We start from the raw sequence: 19,623 nt of genomic DNA, 5'->3' as shown, positions 1-19,623 counted from the left end.
ACGCATTCTCCTGATCAGTAGCAGCGGGCCGGATCGCCTCCCCGTGTCCGACGGACGGTAGCGGGTAGACAACGTTGTCAGCAATCGGTTTGTAACGCAACCGTGGTCACCACGATCGATGCATTGCACCGCACAACCCATCATCTACGAAAACCCGCATCGAACACGCCGATGTCTGCACAAAACCGAACTGAAGCCATCGCCAATGGTATCCGATCATCGAAAGCACCAATGGCAGGCAAGATACTCGAACGCCGGTTGTTCGCGTGCGCACCGACCTACAGCGATCATGTCGCGAAAATGCTGCATTGCAGCGCAACCGCAGCCGCTTCAGAGATCTGTGACGATGTGTTGACAACGCTGTCAGCGCTACGCGAGACTCGATCCAAATCGGGGTTCTGGCAGGAGGGGCCATGGACTGTTCGGTACTGAAGAACGGCTCTTCCTCTCGCCTGCCGGTTCCAGATTCGTGAGTGGTACGTCATCGGACGTTCGACTCGCTGATGTCGCATTCGCTCCACCGCTTCACCGCACGGGGGACACCTCCTCTACCACGCGAATCGACGCGACCTGCCGCCTCCGCGGAAGCGGCGCTCGATCACCGCGATCGGTCAGGGCGTGTTGTTTTGCCGGCCACGCCGAGCGCGTGACGCCTCCTGAAGGCGACGCGCTCACAGCACTAACCAATGAGGTTTAGCCATGCATAGCCGCACCACGACGTTAGCACTCTGTATCACCGCCGCTCTGTACTGCTCCGGCTCTGCGATGGCTGCCGGACAGGAACAGCCAGCACCTGCAGCCGCTTCCTCGGCAACAACCGAACTGGACACCATCACCGTCACCGGCTACCGCGCGTCGCTGGAGAAGAGCCAGGCTGTCAAGCGCTCGGCCAATTCCATCGTCGATGCGATCAGCGCCGAAGACATCGGCAAGTTCCCGGACATCAATGCCGCAGAGTCGCTGTCGCACCTGCCGGGCATCAGCGTCGACCGCCAGTTCGGCGAAGGCGAAAAGGTCAGCATCAACGGTACCGACCCGGCCTTGAACCGTGTGCTGCTCAATGGCCAGACCATCGCCTCGGGCGACTGGGGCGGCAACCCGACCGATACCAGCGGCCGTACCTTCAACTACACCCTGCTGTCGCCGGAAATCATCGGCCTGATGGAGGTCTACAAGACCCCGGAAGCGCGCATCGATGAAGGCTCGATCGGCGGCACCGTGATCGTGCACACCCGCAAGCCGCTGGACCTGCCCAAGAACACCATCCGCGGTTCGGTCGGCTACAACTACAACGACCGTTCGGAAGAAGGCAATCCGCGCGGCTCGGCGCTGTGGAGCTGGAAGAACGACGACGAAACCTTCGGCGCGTTGATCTCCGCCACGCACGACAAGCAGGACCTGGCACGCGCCGGTATCGAATACTTCGGCTACACCACCGGCGCCAACATTCCCGCCAGCGCCACCATCACCGGCGACGGCAGCGATGTCGCCACCGCCCGTGTACCGGCCGGCATCAACAGCGCATTCTTCCAGCAGACCCGCGAACGCAGCGGCGTGCAGGGCGCGTTGCAGTGGAAGCCGAACGAGCAGAACGAATTCAACCTGACCGGCCTGTACATCAAGGGCAAGTACAACAACTTCAGCCAGTCACGTTACATGTGTCCTGCGTGTGGATCGCCGGCCGCTGACGGTTCTGGAGACAGCATCAATAACCTGAGGCTGGTAAACGCAGGCTAATGTGCAAAACGGCGTGATCACCTCCGCTACGGTTTCTGACGGCGGGTTGGCGCAGCCGTACGCGCAGCTGGACGCAAATTACCGCGAGAGCACCGTCACCACCAAGAGCCTGAACCTGCGTCACGACTGGTCGGGCGAGAAGTGGGTGTTCACCACTCAGGTCGGCGACACCAAGGCCACCGGCGGCAAGAACCCCGAATACCTGATGAAGTTCTTGTTGCAGGATGGCGGCTATAACTTTGCCTACAACGGCAACAGCACGGCCGTGAACTATGACAATGGCGGTGTCGCAAACTGGACGCTGCCGGGCTCTCCGGCCGGACTTGCAGCAGGCTCACAGGATCAAGCCGCCATACAGGCCGGCGGCATCCTTTATCAACAGAGCACTGACGAAGAGAAGTATTTCCAGTGGGACGCGGCACGCGACCTGGAATGGGGTCCGTTCACCAAGCTGCAGTTTGGCTACAAGTACATCAACCACAACAATGGTGTGGCAGCACGCAGCAATCGCATCAACACCACGGATCCTGTTTCGCTGACTCAGTTCAGTCCTGGTAGCACGCCGAGTAGCCTGTACGACGGGCTGGGAGCCAGTGGCGACCTGACAACCTGGTCCACTGCAAATCTGGGCGCCGTGCGCAGCTATCTGCTATCGCAGCCGCAAGGACCGTTCCGCACCGACTTCGGCTCGTCCTTTGATGTGAAGGAGATCACGCAGAATTTCTACACTCAATTGAATTACGAAACTGGCAAGTGGCGCGGTAATGTAGGCGTACGCTTGGTCGATACCACCGACAAATCGCTGTACTGGCAGAGTGCCGATGGTGGCACCAACTTCGACCGCGTGGCCGAGACCAACGACTACCGCAAGGCGCTGCCGAGCTTCAACATCGCCTACGACATCACCGACGACGCCGTGCTGCGCTTCTCAGCAGCCAAGGTCATTGCGCGTCCGCGGTATGGCGACCTCGCAGGTACCTTCACCATCAATAGCAACAATGGCAACCTGACCGCCGGTGGTGGCAATCCGGATCTGAAGCCTTACGAATCCACCAACTACGATCTGGCGGCCGAGTGGTATTTCGCACCATCCAGCATGCTGTCCGGTGAAGTGTTCTATCGCGACATCAGCTCCTACATCGTCAACACCACGAGCATCCGTCAGCTCACAGATCCGGTTAGCGGCGTTGCTGGCTTGTATCTGGTGACATCGCCGATCAACGTCTCCGACGCCAAGGTCAAGGGTGTGGCGGTCAACTACCAGCAGACCTTCGGCCTGGGCTTTGGCTTGCAGGCCAACTACACGTTTGCCGAATCCGATTCCAGTTCCGGTCTGAACCTGCCGTACCTGTCGCGCGATACCTACAACGTGATCCCGTACTGGGAGCACGGCGACTGGACGGTGCGTGTGAACTACAGCTACCGCTCGAAGTACTTCACCCAGATCGGCCGGTTGTCGTCGGAAGATTTTGCAGACAGCTACAAGCAGCTGGACCTGACCGCCTCGTATCAGATCACCGATTACATGGGCATCACTTTTGGCGCGACCAACCTGCTGGATTCGACCTACCGTCTCTTCAGCAACACGCGCGATACGCCAACGGCGTTCTACAAGAACGGCCGCGGTTATCAGGCCCAGTTGAACTTCAAGTTCTGATGTAGCACCGGCGCGCCACCGACCCTCCACGGTGGCGCGCTTTTTTTTGAGCGGTGTGTTGCATGCAGTGCACCGCTCGATGTTGTACCAAGGAGTGGTACTGGCCACGCCCCTTCGCGGTTGAGGGAGCATGGCCAGGCCCGCTTTTGCCATCCACGTGCCGGCTGCGCTGCAACCGACACGTCTCGCTTGAAGGAGTGCAGTTCCCATGACGACCGATAGCCGCCCCGCGGCTCCATCCCGCCGCCACGCCGGAGCTGCACCCAGAACGCGAATGCTCGCGCTCGGTCTGCTGCTCGCGTTGCCTGCTGCCACGCTCAGCGCGCAGTCGCCCACCGCGCCTACCGCCACCACACTCAGCCCGGAACAGATCGACCAGCAGTGGCTCAGCGCCACCGCCAAGTACGCACCCGAACGCGAGCGCCTGGTGCGCGAAGCCGAAGCCGGCGCACGCAAGGGTCCGTTCCGCCCCGACTGGGCTGCACTCAAGGCCTATCAATCGCCGGCGTGGTACGACAATGCCAAGTTCGGCATCTTCATCCATTGGGGCGTGTTCTCGGTGCCGGCGTTCGGCAGCGAGTGGTATTCGCGCAACATGTACCTGGAGGGCTCCAAGGAATTCGCCCATCACGTGGCGACCTATGGCCCGCAGGCGCGCTCCGGCTACAAGGATCTGATTCCCAAGTTCACCGCGCCCAAGTTCGATCCGAATGGCTGGGCCAAGCTGTTCCGGCAATCCGGCGCGCGCTATGTGGTGCCGGTGGCCGAGCACCATGACGGCTTTGCGCTGTACGACTCCCGGTTGTCGGACTGGACTGCGGTCAAGATGGGCCCCAAACGCGATCTGCTGGGCGAGTTGTCCAAGTCGATCCGCGCGCAGGGGTTGCACTTCGGCCTGTCCTCGCACCGCGCCGAGCACAATTGGTTCTTCGATGGTGGGCGCACCTTCGACTCCGACGTCAACGACCCGCGCTATGCGGCGCTGTACGGCCCGGCGCAGGTGCGCCTGCCGGGCAAGGACGACGCCGACGTGGCCAACGACTGGACGCCGGTGTCGCAGGCCTGGCTGGACGATTGGCTGGCGCGCACTACCGAGTTGATCGACACCTATCAACCGGACCTGATCTATTTCGATTGGTGGATTGCCCACCCCACCTTCCGCCGCAGCCTGCCGACGATGCTGGCGTATTACTACAACCAGGGCGCGGCGCGTACCGAAGCCGACCGCGGCGTGGTGGTGAACTACAAACTCGGCGCGTTTCCGGAAGGCGCCGGCACGCTGGATATCGAGCGCGGCCAGCTCACCGGCATCCACCCCACCCACTGGCAGACCGATACCTCGGTGAGCAATGCCTCATGGGGTTACATCGAGAACGACACCTACAAGTCCCCTACCTTCATCATCCATATGCTGGCCGACGTGGTGGCCAAGAACGGCAACCTGATGCTCAACATCGGCCCGCGCGCCGATGGCTCGATCCCGGAGACCGAGCGCGGCATCCTGCTGGCGATCGGACGTTGGCTCAAGACCAATGGCAGCGCGATCTACGACAGCACGCCGTGGCGCGTATATGGCGAAGGCCCCACCGAGGTGGTGGGCGGCACCTTCCAGGACGTCAAGACCAAACCGTACACGGCAGAAGATTTCCGCTTTACCACCCGCGACGGCGCGCTGTATGCGATCGCGCTCGGCTGGCCGAGCGATGGCGAAGCGGTGATCCGATCGCTCAACGCCGCCGATGGCGTGCGCGGCGTGACCTTGCTGGCCAACGGCAAGAAGATCCCCTTCGAACAACGCGCCGATGGCCTGCATCTGCGCCTTCCCGTAAAGCCGGTCGGCGAGAGCGCGTATGTGTTCCGCATCGACCTTTCTTCCCCCACTCCCTGACGGATGTTGTCTTTCATGAGTAAGCGATTGACCTGGATGTTGCTTGCGCTGGCACTGACCTGCGCCCCGGCCCTGGCCAAAAACCCCACAGCGTTGTTCTATCTGATGAACACGCAGAAATCGACAAACTCGTTCATTGCCAACGAGTCGACAAGATCGATGTGGTGGTGCCCACCTGGTACGGCGTGGACCAGAACGGCCTGGTCAACGGCACGCCCAATCTGTACCTGTACGACATCGCCAAGCAGAAGAAGCTGCGGGTGATGCCGATCCTGTCGATGACCACCGGGCGCGACGGCTTCCACAAGCTGATGCACGATGAAGCGGCCAAGAAGCGCATGATCGAATCGCTGCTGATCCACGGCAAGCAGCACAAGTACTACGGCTTCCAGTTCGACTTCGAGAACATCGCCTGGACCGACCGCGATGCCTACACCTTGATGGTCAAGCAGACCGCCGATGCGCTGCACAAGGCCGGCTTCAAGATGTCGGTGGCGGTGGTGCCCAATGCACCAGGCCATGCCGAAGGCGGCCAGTTTTCCAAGTGGATGTGGGAATACTGGCGCGGCGCGTACGACCTGAAGGCGCTGGGCCAGGCCGCAGACCTGATCAGCATCATGACCTACGACCAGCACACCCGCTGGACCACACCGGGCCCGGTGGACGGCATGGTGTGGATGAAGAAGCACCTGGATTACGCGATCACCCAGGTACCGAAGGAAAAGCTGTCGTTGGGCATCGCCACCTACGGCTACCGCTGGTACACCGGCAACCCGGTGAAGGAAGACGGTACCGAGGCGTCGAATATTTCCGCGACATATATCGATGCCGACGAATCCTTCCCGCTGGCGATCGAACAGAACGCTACCGTGCAGTGGGATCCGGTCGAGCAGGAAGCGTGGTTCTACTTCTACCGCGACGATATGCGCGAGTGGGTGTTCCGCCCGGACGCGCGCAGCTTCAAGGCACGCTACGACATGGCCAAGCAGTACGGCCTGGAAGGCTTCAGCTGCTGGGTGCTGGGTGCGGAAGATCCGAAGGTGTGGGACGAATTGCCGGTCGCGCAGCGCTGACCCACCCTCCCGACTGGCGCAGCGCGTTGAAGCGTGCGCCAGTCCCTGTGTGGAACGTGGCGGCTTTGTCACTGTGCGTTGCGCGATGCATGAGCAGACCGCCATGTGCACCCGATGCGGCAAGGAATGCGGCATGCGCTCGAAATCATCGGTTGCCACTCGTACACTGCAACGGGGCTGCAGCCATTGTTGCCACATGTGTGAGTCGCATCGTCGCAGCGGCCAGACATCGCTGGCTTGCGGCACTGCACGATGCGGCTGCCCTACCCCGCTGCGTCGGTGTCTTGTCGCAGCGCCCCGCTTTCCGCCATATCGGGATGTGATTGCATGATGGTCAACACCAGCCGGACTCCACACACACCATTGTCGAGAGTGCTGTGGCTGGACACGTCGCCATCGGGCACACCCTTATCAAGCGCGTCTGCGTCGCGCACGCGGTCATTGGGCATGCTGTCAGCGGGCGCGCTGCCGTCGCGTCTGCTTGCGTTGTCGCTGGTCGCGCTGATGCTGGCCGGCTGCGGTGAACGCCAAGCCGGCACCGCACCGGCGGTGGCACGTGCAGGCACCACGGCGGCCGCACCATCGGCCGATGCACCATCCCCCCTGATTCCAGCACCGGTCAAGGCGACGCCTGCGGCCGGTCGTTTCACCATCGACACCGGCACCGTGATTTCGATCGAGGCCGGCGACGCCGATGCGCGGCGCAGTGCCGAATATCTGGCCGGCCTGCTCAAGCGCACCCGCGGGCTGACGTTGGAAGTGCGCGCCGAGGCCACGCCTTCGCCGGCCAGCATCCGCCTGGAACGTAACGCGCAGGCACCGGTGACGCAGAAGGAAGGCTACAGCCTGGACGTCACCGCCAAAGGCATCCGCATCGCGGCCCGCGATGGTGCCGGGCTGTTCTATGGGGCGATCAGCGCCTGGCAGTTGATGACCCCGGATGCGCGCAAGGGCCCCGTGGCCGTGCCCGGCGTCAGTATTGTCGACTGGCCGCGCTTTGGCTGGCGTGGTCAGCATCTGGACGTGGCCCGACACTTCCACGACGTGGACACCGTCAAGCATGTGCTCGATGCGATGGCCGTGCACAAGCTCAACGTACTGCACTGGCATCTCACCGATGACCAGGGCTGGCGCATCGAGATCAAGCGTTACCCCAAACTCACCGAGGTCGGTGCCTGGCGCACGCCGCCGGGCGCAGGCCGGCATGGCACGCCGGAGCGCTACGGCGGCTTCTATACCCAGCAGCAGATCAGCGAGATCGTCGCCTACGCGGCGCGCCTGCACATCACCGTGCTGCCCGAGTTGGACATGCCCGGACATGCGCAGGCAGCCGTTGCCGCGTATCCGGAAGAGGTGGGCGTGCCGGGCCAGCGCACGCAAGTGGGCGTGGACTGGGGCGTCAACCCGTACCTGTTCAACACCAGCGAGCGCAGCCTGAGCTTCATCACCAACGTGCTGGATGAAGTGCTGACATTGTTTCCGTCGCCGTATATCCACATCGGTGGCGATGAGGCAGTCAAGGATCAATGGGAAGCCTCGCCTGCGGTGCGCGCGCAGATGCGCAAGCTGGGCGTCAAGGATGCCCATGCCATGCAAGGCTGGTTCAACGAACAGCTGGCGACCTACCTCACCAAGCACGGCCGGCGCATGATCGGCTGGGACGAGATTCTGGAAGGCGGCGTGCCGCCCAGTGCGTCGGTGATGTCCTGGCGTGGCGTCGAAGGTGCGGTGACTGCGGCGAAGCAAGGTCACGACGTGGTGCTTGCGCCAGGGGACTGGCTGTATCTGGACAACCTGCAGACCAGCCGCAACGACGAACCGAACGGTCGTCTGACCGTGTTGCCGCTGTCCAAGGTCTACGCCTTCGACCCGCTGCCAGCCGGGCTCAGCGCCGAACAGGCCAGACACGTGCTGGGCGCGCAGGGCGCGTTGTGGTCCGAATACATCCCCTCGCGCTGGCATGTGGACCACGCGCTGTTCCCGCGGTTGTCTGCGGTGGCGGACGTGACCTGGTCAACGCCGGCGGCACGCAACTGGAATAGCTTTTTGGCACGCATGCCAGCGCAGCTGCAGCGCTACAAGGCACTGGGCATCGATTACAGCGACGGCGCCTTCGCCGCCGATATCGCCCTGGAAAACGGCCCCAACCCGGTACTCGCCGGCAGCCCGGCCATGGTGGCGCTGAGCACACAGACTGGAGCAGGCACGCTGCACTACACCGTGGACGGCAGCGATCCCACGCCGGCATCGCCGCGCTACGAGGCGCCGTTTACGATTCGATTGCCGACCACGGTCAAGGCCACCGCATTCACCGCCGACGGCGTGCCGCTTGCCGCCACGCGCAGCCGCATCTTCGATCGCGCCTCGCTGTTGCGGGTGGACACGCAAGGCCTGCGCGATTGCGTGGCACAGGGCGCGCTTGGCCTGCGCCTGCCGTTGTTGCCGGAAATGACCGGCGCCGGTACGCCGGTCTACAACGTCGATCTGTTCCATGCCTGCCGGCTGTATCCGCAGGCACGACTGGATGGCGTCGATGCGATCCGCATCGACGCCGCGCGCCTGCCCAACAACTTCGGTCTGGCGCACGAGCAGTCCAAGGTGGTGCAGTACCCGGCCAAGACCCGCGGCGGCGAACTGGAAGTCCGCCAGGGCTGCGACGGGGAACTGATCGCCAGCGTGCAGCTGCCCAGGAGCGACGCCCTGGGCGAACAATTCACCCTGGAAACCCCGCTGCCCGCACGCACCGGCATCCACGATCTCTGCCTGCGCTTCACCGCGCCGATTCGCGGCCCGTTGTATGCCATCGGTGCCGTCCAACTGATTGAAACCACCGCGCAGGCGCCCCCCGCCGCCACGCGCTGACCCATCCAAGGAGACTCACCCATGCCCCTGTCGCACCGCACTGCCCCCGCACTGTCCCTGCTTACACCCGCACGTCTCGGGCTTGCCCTGACCTTTGCACTTTCGCAGGCCTGGGCGGCACCGCCGACGGCAGTGAATCTGGACAGCGGCTGGCAGGTGCGCCTGGTGCCGGGGCAGGAACAGGCCAAGACCTATTCCAAGGCCGCCAGCTGGATGCCGGCGCAGGTGCCGGGCGTGGTGCAGACCGACCTGATCGCCGCCAAGGTGGTGCCCGACCCGTTCCTGCGCGACAACGAAGGCAAGATCCAGTGGGCAGGCCTGAGCGACTGGCAGTACCAGACCCGCCTCAACGTGGATGCGGCCATGCTCAAGCGCGAGCACGTGGAGCTGGTGTTCGATGGCCTGGACACGCTGGCCGAGGTCACCCTCAATGGCAAGACGCTGCTCAGTGCCGACAACATGTTCCGGCGATGGCGGGTGGACGCCAAGCCGCTGCTCAAGCGCGGCGACAACGTGCTGGAAATCAAGTTCCTTTCGCCGATCAAGAAGATCCAGCCGTGGCTGGCCAAGCAGCCGTATGCGCTGCCGGGCGCCTACGATTCGGCATTCGGCGATGAGCCCGATGGCCGCCACAGCTCCACCTACGTGCGCAAGGCGCCGTATAGCTATGGCTGGGACTGGGGCCCGCGCATGGTCAACGCCGGCATCTGGAAGGATGTGCGCGTGGAAGCCTGGGATGCGCTGCGCGTGGATGGGCTGCATATCGCCCAGCAACGCGTCGACGCGGACGCTGCGCAGTTGCAGGCGCAGCTGGAACTGCAGGCCGGCCGCAGCGGGCCGGTGCAGGTGACGCTGGATGTGCTGGGCCCGGATGGACAGAAGGTGGGCCAGTTCACCCAGGATGCGGTGGTCGACCCGAGCCAGAATCGCATCGATCTGGCCGTGCGCATCGCCAAGCCCAAGCGCTGGTTCCCGGCCGGTTATGGCGCGCAGGACCGCTACACCTTCGTGGCCAGCGTGCGCGATGCCGATGGCGACAGCCAGCAGGTCAAGCGCGTCACCGGCCTGCGTTCGGTGGAGCTGCGCCGCGAAAAGGACACCTGGGGCAAGAGCATGGAGATCGTGATCAACGGCATCCCGATCTTCGCCAAGGGCGCCAACCTGATTCCGCTGGATGCCTTCCCCTCGCGCGTCACCGCCCAGCGCATGCGCAGCACCTTGCAGGACGCACGCGATGCCAACATGAACATGCTGCGCATGTGGGGCGGTGGACACTACCAGGACGACCACTTCTACGAGGTGGCCGACGAACTGGGCATCATGATCTGGCAGGACTTCATGTTCGGTGGCGCAGTGCCGCCGTACGACGTGGAATTCCGCGAGAACACCCGGCAGGAGGCGATCGAACAGGTCAAGCGGCTGCGCGATCACCCCAGCGTGGTGCTGTGGTGCGGCAATAACGAAGTGCAGACCGGCTGGGAAAACTGGGGCGACCGGGTCAAGTTCAAGCAATCGCTGGACCCGGAAGAACGCAGCCGCGTCGAACGCGGCATGACCACGCTGTTCGGCACCGTGTTCCGCGAAGTGGTCGCCACCTACGACAGCGACGTGCCGTACTGGGCCACCTCGCCGGGCACCAATTTCGATGGCGCCGCCGACCAGGCCAATGATGGCGACATGCATTACTGGAAAGTCTGGGGCGGCCCCGCACTGCCGGTCACCGAATACCTCAACGTCACCCCGCGCTTCATGTCCGAATACGGCCTGCAGTCGTTCCCTGACATGCGCACCGTACGCGTATTTGCCGATGCGGCCGACCTGGATCCGGAATCGCCGGTGATGCGCGCGCATCAGAAGTTCGACAAGGGCAATGGCAACAAGCGGCTGATGCTGTACATCCGGCGCGAATTCGGCGAGCCCAAGGATTTCGAAAGCTTCGTCTACCTGAGCCAGTTGATGCAGGCCGAAGGCATCAACCTGGCCGCCTCGCACCTGCGCGCCTCGCGTCCGCAGTCGATGGGCTCGCTGTACTGGCAGCTCAACGATGTGTGGCCGGGCGCGTCGTGGTCCAGCGTGGATTACTACGGCCGCTGGAAGGCGCTGCAGTACCACGCGCGCCGCTTCTATGCACCGGAAATGATCGCCGCGCTGCGCAACGACAAGGGCCAGACCGAGGTCTCGCTGGTCTCCGATCGCACCACTGCCTTGAATGCACGCTGGCGCATGCGGGTGATGGGCATGGACGGCAAGGTGCTGAGCAAGCGCGAGCAGAAGGCCACGGTCAAGCCGCTGAGCAGCCTGCAGGTGGGCGACTTCAGCGACAAAAAGTTGCTGGGCAGCGCCGATCCCAAGCGCACCTATGCAGTGTTCGAGCTGTTCGATGGCGACACGCGGCTGTCGCGTGAAGTGGTGTTCTTCGCACCCGCCAAGCAGCTCGCATTGCCGACCGCAAAGATCGACAGCCAGTGGCGCGCAGATGGCGATGGCTATGCACTAACCCTGACCAGCAACACGCTGGCGCGCGAGGTGTGGCTGTCGTTCGGCGATGTGGATGCCACGCTCTCCGACAACGCCTTCGATCTGCTGCCGGGCGAGCCGTTGTCCGTGCGCGTGAGCAGCAAGGCGGCACTGGCGCAGCTGCAATCCACGCTGCAGGTGCGCGACCTGGCCGCCACGCTGGCGGGCGCACCGCCGGAACCTGCCGAAACAAAGTAAACCGCCAGGGACAGGTGTCAGACGATCACGCAGCACGCGTGTGAGCGCGTTGCGCGATCTGCAATCCGCGATGCGTTGCATGTGGCGCGATGCCTGCCTCATGCAACGCATCGCACACACCCGGCAAGCGATCCGCATACCACTACCTGCAGCATCGCTGCGGGCAACCCAAGAGCAACGCGTGGCGGCCATGACCGCCACGCAGGAGTAAACCGATGTCGTTGTCCTTCTTCCCGTGCCGCCTGGCCGCCGCACTGAGTATGAGCCTGGCCCTGCCACTCATCGCTGCACCGGCAGTGGCTGCAAAAAAAACCGATGCAACGCCAGAGCAGCGCGCCGCCGCGCTGGTGGCGCAGATGAGCCGCGAGGAAAAGGTCACCCAGGCGATGAACGATGCGCCGGCGATTCCGCGCCTGGGCATTCCCGCCTACGAATGGTGGAGCGAAGGCCTGCACGGCATCGCCCGCAATGGCTACGCCACGGTGTTTCCGCAGGCGATCGGCCTGGCCGCCAGCTGGAATACGGAGCTGATGCAGCAGGTGGGCACGGTGGTCTCCACCGAGGCGCGTGCCAAGTTCAACCACGCCGGCGCTCCCGGCAAGGACCACAAGCGCTACGCCGGGCTGACCATCTGGTCGCCCAACATCAACATCTTTCGCGACCCGCGTTGGGGTCGCGGTATGGAAACCTACGGCGAAGACCCCTTCCTGACCGGGCAGCTCGCGGTGGGCTTCATCCGCGGCCTGCAGGGCGAGGATCTGAACCATCCGCGGACGATCGCCACGCCCAAGCACATCGCCGTGCACAGCGGCCCGGAGCCGGGCCGGCATGGTTTCGACGTGGATGTGTCGCCACGCGACGTGGAAGCAACCTACACGCCCGCGTTCCGCGCTGCGCTGGTCCAGGGACAGGCCGGCTCGGTGATGTGCGCCTACAACTCGCTGCACGGCACCCCGGCGTGCGCGGCCGACTGGCTGCTCAACGGCCGCGTGCGTGGCGACTGGGGCTTCAAGGGCTTTGTGGTGTCCGACTGCGATGCGGTGGACGACATGACCCAGTTCCACTACTTCCGCCCGGACAATGCAGGCTCCTCGGCTGCAGCGCTCAAGGCCGGCCACGATCTCAATTGCGGGCATGCCTATCGCGAACTCGGCACCGCAATCGAACGCGGCGAAGTGGACGAAGCCTTGCTGGACCAATCGCTGGTGCGCCTGTTCGCCGCGCGCTATCGCCTGGGCGAACTGGAAGCGCCGCGCAAGGATCCGTATGCCAGGCTCGGCGCCAGGGACATCGACAACGCCGCCAATCGTGCGTTGGCACTGACGGCGGCCGCCGAGTCGATCGTATTGCTCAAGAACCAGGCCGACACCTTGCCGCTGAAGGCCGGCACCCGGCTGGCGGTGATCGGCCCCAATGCCGATGCCCTGGCGGCGCTGGAAGCCAATTATCAAGGCACCTCGTCCGAGCCGGTGACGCCATTGCTGGGCCTGCGCCGGCGCTTCGGCGCGCAGCAGGTCAACTATGCACAAGGTGCGCCGCTGGCCGCGGGTGTGCCCGGCATGATTCCGGAAACCGCGCTGCGCAGCGACGGCAAGCCGGGATTGCGTGGCGAATATTTCGATAATGTCGATCTGGACGGTGCGCCGCGCGTGGTGCGGCAGGATCGTACGGTGAGTTTCAACTGGGATCAGGTCGCCCCCGCAAAGGGCGTGCCGGCCGATCGCTACGCGGTGCGCTGGAGCGGCGAACTGCTGCCGCCGAGCGCGGGCGACTACACGCTGGCGGCACGGGTGGCGCGCTGCTTCGACTGCGCCGGCCACGACCCGGTGCGGCTGTACATCGACGACAAGCTGGTGGTTGCCGGCAACGCCGAAGACAAGCACGTGCCGGCCGGGATGCACAACGCCGATGGCCGCAGCGTGGAAACCGTGCTGCATTTCGACGATACGCGCCCACGCAAGATCCGCCTGGAGATGGAACACCGCGGCCAGGACCAGGGCGTGCGCCTGGAGTGGCTGGCACCGGCTGGCGCGCAACTGGCCGAGGCCGAGCAGGCGATGGCGCAGGCCGATGCCGTGGTGGCCTTCGTCGGCCTGTCTCCGGATGTGGAAGGGGAGGAGCTGCGCATCGACGTGCCCGGCTTCGATGGCGGCGACCGCAACGACATCTCCCTGCCCGCCACGCAGCAGGCCCTGCTCGAACGCGCCAAGGCCTCCGGCAAACCGCTGGTGGTCGTGTTGATGAGCGGCAGCGCGGTGGCCTTGAACTGGGCCAAGCAGCACGCCGATGCGATCGTGGCGGCGTGGTACCCGGGCCAGGCCGGCGGCACCGCCATCGCCCGTGCGCTGGCCGGCGACGACACGCCCGGCGGGCGCCTGCCGGTGACGTTCTACCGCTCCACCAAGGACCTGCCGCCCTACGTCAGCTACGACATGAAGGGCCGCACCTACCGTTACTTCAAGGGCGAGCCGCTGTTTCCGTTCGGCTATGGCCTCAGTTACACCAGCTTTGCCTACGACGCGCCGCAGCTGTCCAGCACCACGCTGCAGGCCGGCACCACGCTGCAGGTGACCACCACTGTGCGCAACACCGGCACGCGTGCCGGCGATGAGGTGGCGCAGGTGTATCTGCAATACCCGGACCGCCCGCAGTCGCCGTTGCGCAGCCTGGTCGGATTCCGGCGCGTGCATCTCAAGCCCGGCGAACAGCGCGAGCTGACCTTCACCCTGGACGCACGCGCACTCAGCGATGTGGATCGCGCCGGACAGCGTGCGGTGGAAGCTGGCGATTACCAGGTATTTGTCGGTGGTGGGCAGCCGGACACCGGCGCGCCCGGCGCGGCAGTGGCGCTGACGATCCAGGGAAGATCGCCACTGCCGAAGTAATAGCGCATCCGGGCGCACAATCGTTCCGGCGCCTGGCCGCGTGGTCCAGCCGACGGGGGAATCGGCCGCAATTGACGGCGCCGGTTGCACTGTCTGCCGTGCTGTAGCGCAGAACGTGCGGGACGCAGATGCTTATGCCAGTGGGGAGCAGGCGCTAGCGCGTGCGATGGGACCAGGACCGACTCGCACCGCGCATGACCCGCGCGCATACGGCAATGGATTGTGCGGACGCACTAGGCATCCTTGTCGCACACGTTGTATGGTCATCGGGAATTGGTCATGCATAGGTCTCATCGCTACCTGCCCGGTTGCGGCGGCTGGCGCCGATCTGCACGCGTGCGATTGCTACAGTGAACCCACGGAGTCTTGAGGTCATGCACACCCGTCGCGACATCCTTCAACTGCTCGGTGCCGGCGCAGGCGCCAGCCTGCTGGCCAGCGCATTGCCCGCCTTCGCCGCCAGCGATGCCCCGACCTCCGGCGCCTTCGTCAGCAAGCGCCCGCCCAAGGCACAGCGCCGCTTCGTCAGCAAGGCGGTCGAGCAGCAGATCGTGCAGATCAGCGCGCGCATCGCCGATCCCGAGCTGGCCTGGCTGTTCGAGAACTGCTACCCCAACACGCTCGACACCACGGTGGAAACCGGCACCCGCAACGGCAAGCCGGACACCTTCGTCATCACCGGCGACATCCATGCGATGTGGCTGCGCGACTCCTCCGCGCAGGTGCACCCCTACGTGCCGCTGGCCAGGCGCGACCCCGCCTTGCGGCGCATGTTCCATGGCCTGATCCAGCGCCAGGCCGCGTGCATCACGCTCGATCCTTATGCCAACGCCTTCCTGCCCGATGGCCAGACCCAACGCCTGAAGTGGTCGCTCAACGACATCACGCAGATCAAGCCAGGCGTGGGCGAGCGCAAGTGGGAAGTGGACTCGCTGTGCTATCCCCTCCGCATTGCGCACGAATACTGGCGCGCCACCGGCGATACCGCACCGTTCGACGATGACTGGCGCGCGGCGATGCACGTGGTGGTCAAGACCTTCCGCGAGCAACAACGCAAGGACAATCGCGGCCCGTACGTGTTCCAGCGGCCCTCGCCGCTGGCCACCGAAACGCTGGTGCTGGAAGGCTATGGCCAGCCGACCAAGCCCAACGGCATGATCCACTCGATGTTCCGCCCCTCCGACGACGCCTGCGTGTTCCCGCTGTTCGTGCCGGCCAACCTGTTTGCGGTGGCTTCGCTGCGGCAGCTGGCCACGATGAGCACGGCCTTGCATCGCGACACCGCCTTCGCCGCCCAGTGCACCGCGCTGGCCGATGAAGTGGAAACCGCCACCCGCCAGTTTGGCCAGCAACGCGACAGCGATGGCCAGGCGTATTGGGCCTTTGAAGTGGATGGCTTCGGCAATCAGTTGTTCATCGACGACGCCAACGCGCCGGGCCTGCTCAGCCTGGCCTACCTGGGCTGCTGCGACCGCGCCGACCCGGTATTCCTGCGCACCCGCCAACTGGCGTGGAGCGAACGCAACCCGTATTTCTCGCGCGGCAGCGCGGCCGAGGGCGTCGGCAGCCCGCACAGCGGCATGGGTACGATCTGGCCGATGTCGATCATCCAGTACGCCCTGGTCAGCGACGACGACGCACAACTGCGCCAGTGCCTGCAGTGGCTCAAGACCACCCATGCCGGCACCGGCTTCATGCACGAGGCCTTCGACAAGGACAACCCGAGCAGCTTCACCCGCGACTGGTTCGCCTGGGCCAACACCTTGTTCGGCGAACTGATCATCGACCTGCACCAACGCAAACCCCAGCTGCTGCGTAGTAGCTGATTGTCCGAAACGCCGGATCCGCTCTTTCCCGGCGGAACGACACAGCACTTGATCTTCCCTTCTCCCGCCGGGAGAAGGTGCCCGAAGGGCGGATGAGGGTGCCCCGGCATCGGCCCGCAAACTCCGAGACCAGACACATGGCAACACGACGCGGTTTTCTCCAAGGCGCCATCGCCGCAGCACTGTTTGGCAGCGTTGGCCTGCCCGGCCTGGCGCGCGCGCGCGCCGGCAATTACGCGCTACCGGCCGATGCGCGCACCCGCGCCGATCTCACCCGGCATGTGGATGTCTTCATCGGTACCGGCGGTCATGGCCACACGTTCCCCGGCGCGACGTTGCCGTTCGGCATGGTGCAACTGAGCCCGGACACCTACAACGCGGTGTGGGATTCGTGCTCGGGGTACCACGAATCCGATGGCTCGATCATGGGCTTTTCGCATACGCATCTGTCCGGTACCGGGATCGGCGACATGCTGGATTTCCTGCTGGTGCCGGCCACCGGCGAGGTCAAGCTGGTGCCCGGCCCGCTGGATGATCCCGATGCCGGCTACCGCTCGCGTTACGACCATAGCGATGAAGCCGCCTCGCCCGGTTACTACCGCGTGCGGCTGAAGGACAGCGGCGTACATGCCGAGCTCACCGCCACCGCGCGCGTCGGCCTGCACCGCTACCACTTCCCCAAGGGCAAGCCGGCGCATGTGCTGCTGGACCTGTGCCATGGCATGCAGGACAAGCCGGGCATTCCCACTCGCGTGAGCGATGCGCAACTGCGCGTGGTCGACACGCAAACCCTGACTGGCGGCCGTCGTGTCTATCAATGGGCCAAGGGGCGCTACATCTACTTCGCCATGCGCTTGTCGCGGCCATTCGCCAGCGTGCAGCTGTACGACGAAGATCAAGCGCTGCCCGACGGCACGCACAGCCGCGACGGCACCCATCTCAAGGCCGTGCTGCACTTCCCCGATGCCTCCCAGGCGCCATTGCTGATCAAGGTCGGCATCTCCGCCGTCAGCGCCGACAACGCGCTGGCCAACCTGGACGCCGAACTGCCGGACTTCGACTTCGCGCGCGTGCATGCACAGGCGGTCGCCGCCTGGGAAAAGGAACTGGCCCGCGTCCGCATCGAAACCGACGACGAGGCACAACGGCGAATTTTCTACACCGGGCTGTATCACAGCCTGCTGGCGCCGACGTTGTTCAGCGACGTGGACAACTGCTACCGCGGCATGGACCTGCAGATCCATACCGCGCCCACGGGCTATCACAACTACAGCACCTACTCGCTGTGGGACACCTATCGCGCCGCGCATCCGCTGCTCACCCTGGTGCAGCCCGAGCGCGTGCCCGACCTGGTGCAATGCCTGGTACGCGGCGCCAACGAATGCCCGGACGGCGTGGGCATCTGGCCGCTGCAAGGCGTGGAAACCGGCTGCATGATCGGCTACCACTCCGCGGTGGTGCTGGCCGAAGCGCACGCCAAGGGCTTTACCGGCATCGACTACACAGCTGCATGGCCGGCGTATCGCAAACGTGCGATGGACGACACCACCCACGGCCTGGGCGAGTACCGCACGCTCGGTTATATCCCCGCCGACACCGTGGACGAAGCGGTCAGCCGCACCCTCGAATACGCCTACGACGACTGGGCCTGTGCGCACCTGGCGCAGGCCGCCGGTGCCAGCGACGATGCACGCGCATTGCGCGCACGTTCGCGCAACTACCGCAACGTATTCAACCGCAGCAGTGGCTTCGTACAGGCGCGGCTTGCCGATGGCAGCTGGGCCACACCGTTCGACCCGCGCGGCATGGGCCACATCGCCAAGTGGCGCGATTTCACCGAATCCAACGCCTGGCAGGCCACCTTCCTCAACCAGCACGACCTGTACGGCTACATGGATTTGTACGGCGGCCGCGAGGGTTTCGTCGCCAAACTGGACGAGCTGTTTTCCACCAGCTCCGAGCTGCCGGCCGATGCGCCGCCGGATATCGACGGCCTGGTCGGCCAGTACGCGCACGGCAACGAGCCCAGCCACCATGTGGCGTATCTGTTCGCCTACGCAGGCCAACCGTATAAAACCCAGGCGATGGTGCGCCGCTTGCTGCGCGAGCAGTACCACGACGCGCGCAATGGGCTGTCCGGCAATGAAGACTGCGGGCAGATGAGCGCGTGGTTCGTGCTCAGCGCGCTGGGCCTGTATGCGGTGGACCCGGTCAGCGGCAACTACGTGCTCGGCAGCCCGTTGTTCAAACGCGCCACGCTAGACGTTGGCAACGGCCGCACACTGCGCATCGTGGCCAAGGACAACAGCGCGCAGAATGTCTATGTGCAGTCGCTGTCCTTCAACGGCACATCGCTCACCCGCGCCTGGCTACGTCACACCGAGCTGGCCGCCGGCGGCACGCTGGAATTTGCGATGGGGCCCAAGCCTAACCCGGCCTTCGGCGCAGACAAGAAGGATCTGCCACCGTCGTTCGCGTAATGCCAGTACGTCGCTTGCGCGAGCGGCGCGCTCGTTTCTTGCTGCGCGGATGGGGAACGCCCTTCCCCGCTGACGCACACAGGGATCGCTTGTTCATTCGCCAGTGGAAGTTGCTCTCTTTTTCCGCAAGCGGGTATCGCTCCTCCTTCTCCCGCAAGTGGGTATCGCTCCTCCTTCTCCCGCAAGTGGGTATCGCTCCTCCTTCTCCCGCAAGTGGGTATCGCTCCTCCTTCTCCCGCAAGCGGGTATCGCTCCTCCTTCTCCCGCAAGCGGGTATCGCTCCTCCTTCTCCCGCAAGCGGGTATCACTCCTCCTTCTCCCGCAAGCGGGTATCGCTCCTCCTTCTCCCGCAAGCGGGTATCGCTCCTCCTTCTCCCGCAAGCGGGTATCGCTCCTCCTTCTCCCGCAAGCGGGTATCGCTCCTCCTTCTCCCGCAAGCGGGTATCACTCCTCCTTCTCCCGCAAGCGGGAGAAGGTGCCCGAAGGGCGGATGAGGGCAG

6 protein-coding genes and 2 pseudogenes are annotated in these 19,623 nt (G+C 64.6%); all 8 read left to right on the top strand.

What is annotated here, in order from left to right:
• The first annotated feature begins 699 nt into the window (after positions 1-699).
• The 8 genes and pseudogenes from XCSCFBP4642_RS24075 (at position 700) to XCSCFBP4642_RS0104250 (ending at position 19,123) form a co-directional block, all read left to right on the top strand.
• Positions 700-3,394, top strand: a pseudogene (locus XCSCFBP4642_RS24075) (TonB-dependent receptor).
• Positions 3,395-3,602: 208 nt separating this feature from the next.
• Positions 3,603-5,282, top strand: a complete 1,680-nt coding sequence (locus tag XCSCFBP4642_RS0104285; RefSeq protein WP_029218695.1) for an alpha-L-fucosidase — start codon at positions 3,603-3,605, stop codon at positions 5,280-5,282.
• Between the two features lie 3 nt (positions 5,283-5,285).
• Positions 5,286-6,355 (top strand): annotated as a pseudogene (locus tag XCSCFBP4642_RS24070) (glycosyl hydrolase family 18 protein).
• Positions 6,356-6,802: 447 nt separating this feature from the next.
• Entirely contained in the window at positions 6,803-9,217 is a 2,415-nt protein-coding gene (locus tag XCSCFBP4642_RS0104275; RefSeq protein ID WP_033897982.1) for a family 20 glycosylhydrolase, read from the top strand.
• A gap of 21 nt (positions 9,218-9,238) precedes the next feature.
• Positions 9,239-11,932, top strand: coding sequence for a beta-mannosidase (locus XCSCFBP4642_RS29360; protein WP_029218693.1), 2,694 nt, complete (start codon positions 9,239-9,241; stop codon positions 11,930-11,932).
• A gap of 215 nt (positions 11,933-12,147) precedes the next feature.
• Positions 12,148-14,817 (top strand): glycoside hydrolase family 3 C-terminal domain-containing protein, encoded by a 2,670-nt coding sequence (locus XCSCFBP4642_RS0104260; RefSeq protein WP_029218692.1) that lies wholly within the window; start codon positions 12,148-12,150, stop codon positions 14,815-14,817.
• A 374-nt stretch (positions 14,818-15,191) separates the two neighbouring features.
• Complete coding sequence (locus XCSCFBP4642_RS0104255) at positions 15,192-16,643, top strand: glycoside hydrolase family 125 protein (RefSeq protein ID WP_029218691.1); 1,452 nt, start codon at positions 15,192-15,194, stop codon at positions 16,641-16,643.
• 137 nt (positions 16,644-16,780) lie between these two features.
• On the top strand, positions 16,781-19,123 hold the full coding sequence (locus tag XCSCFBP4642_RS0104250; protein WP_029218690.1) for a GH92 family glycosyl hydrolase: 2,343 nt from the start codon (positions 16,781-16,783) through the stop codon (positions 19,121-19,123).
• Positions 19,124-19,623 lie beyond the last annotated feature (500 nt).

Origin of the sequence: Xanthomonas cassavae CFBP 4642, assembly GCF_000454545.1 — a bacterium.
In the GTDB taxonomy this organism is placed as follows: domain Bacteria; phylum Pseudomonadota; class Gammaproteobacteria; order Xanthomonadales; family Xanthomonadaceae; genus Xanthomonas; species Xanthomonas cassavae.
The sequence above is the reverse complement of the archived record's forward strand: the minus strand, read 5'-3'. Positions and strand labels throughout refer to the sequence as shown.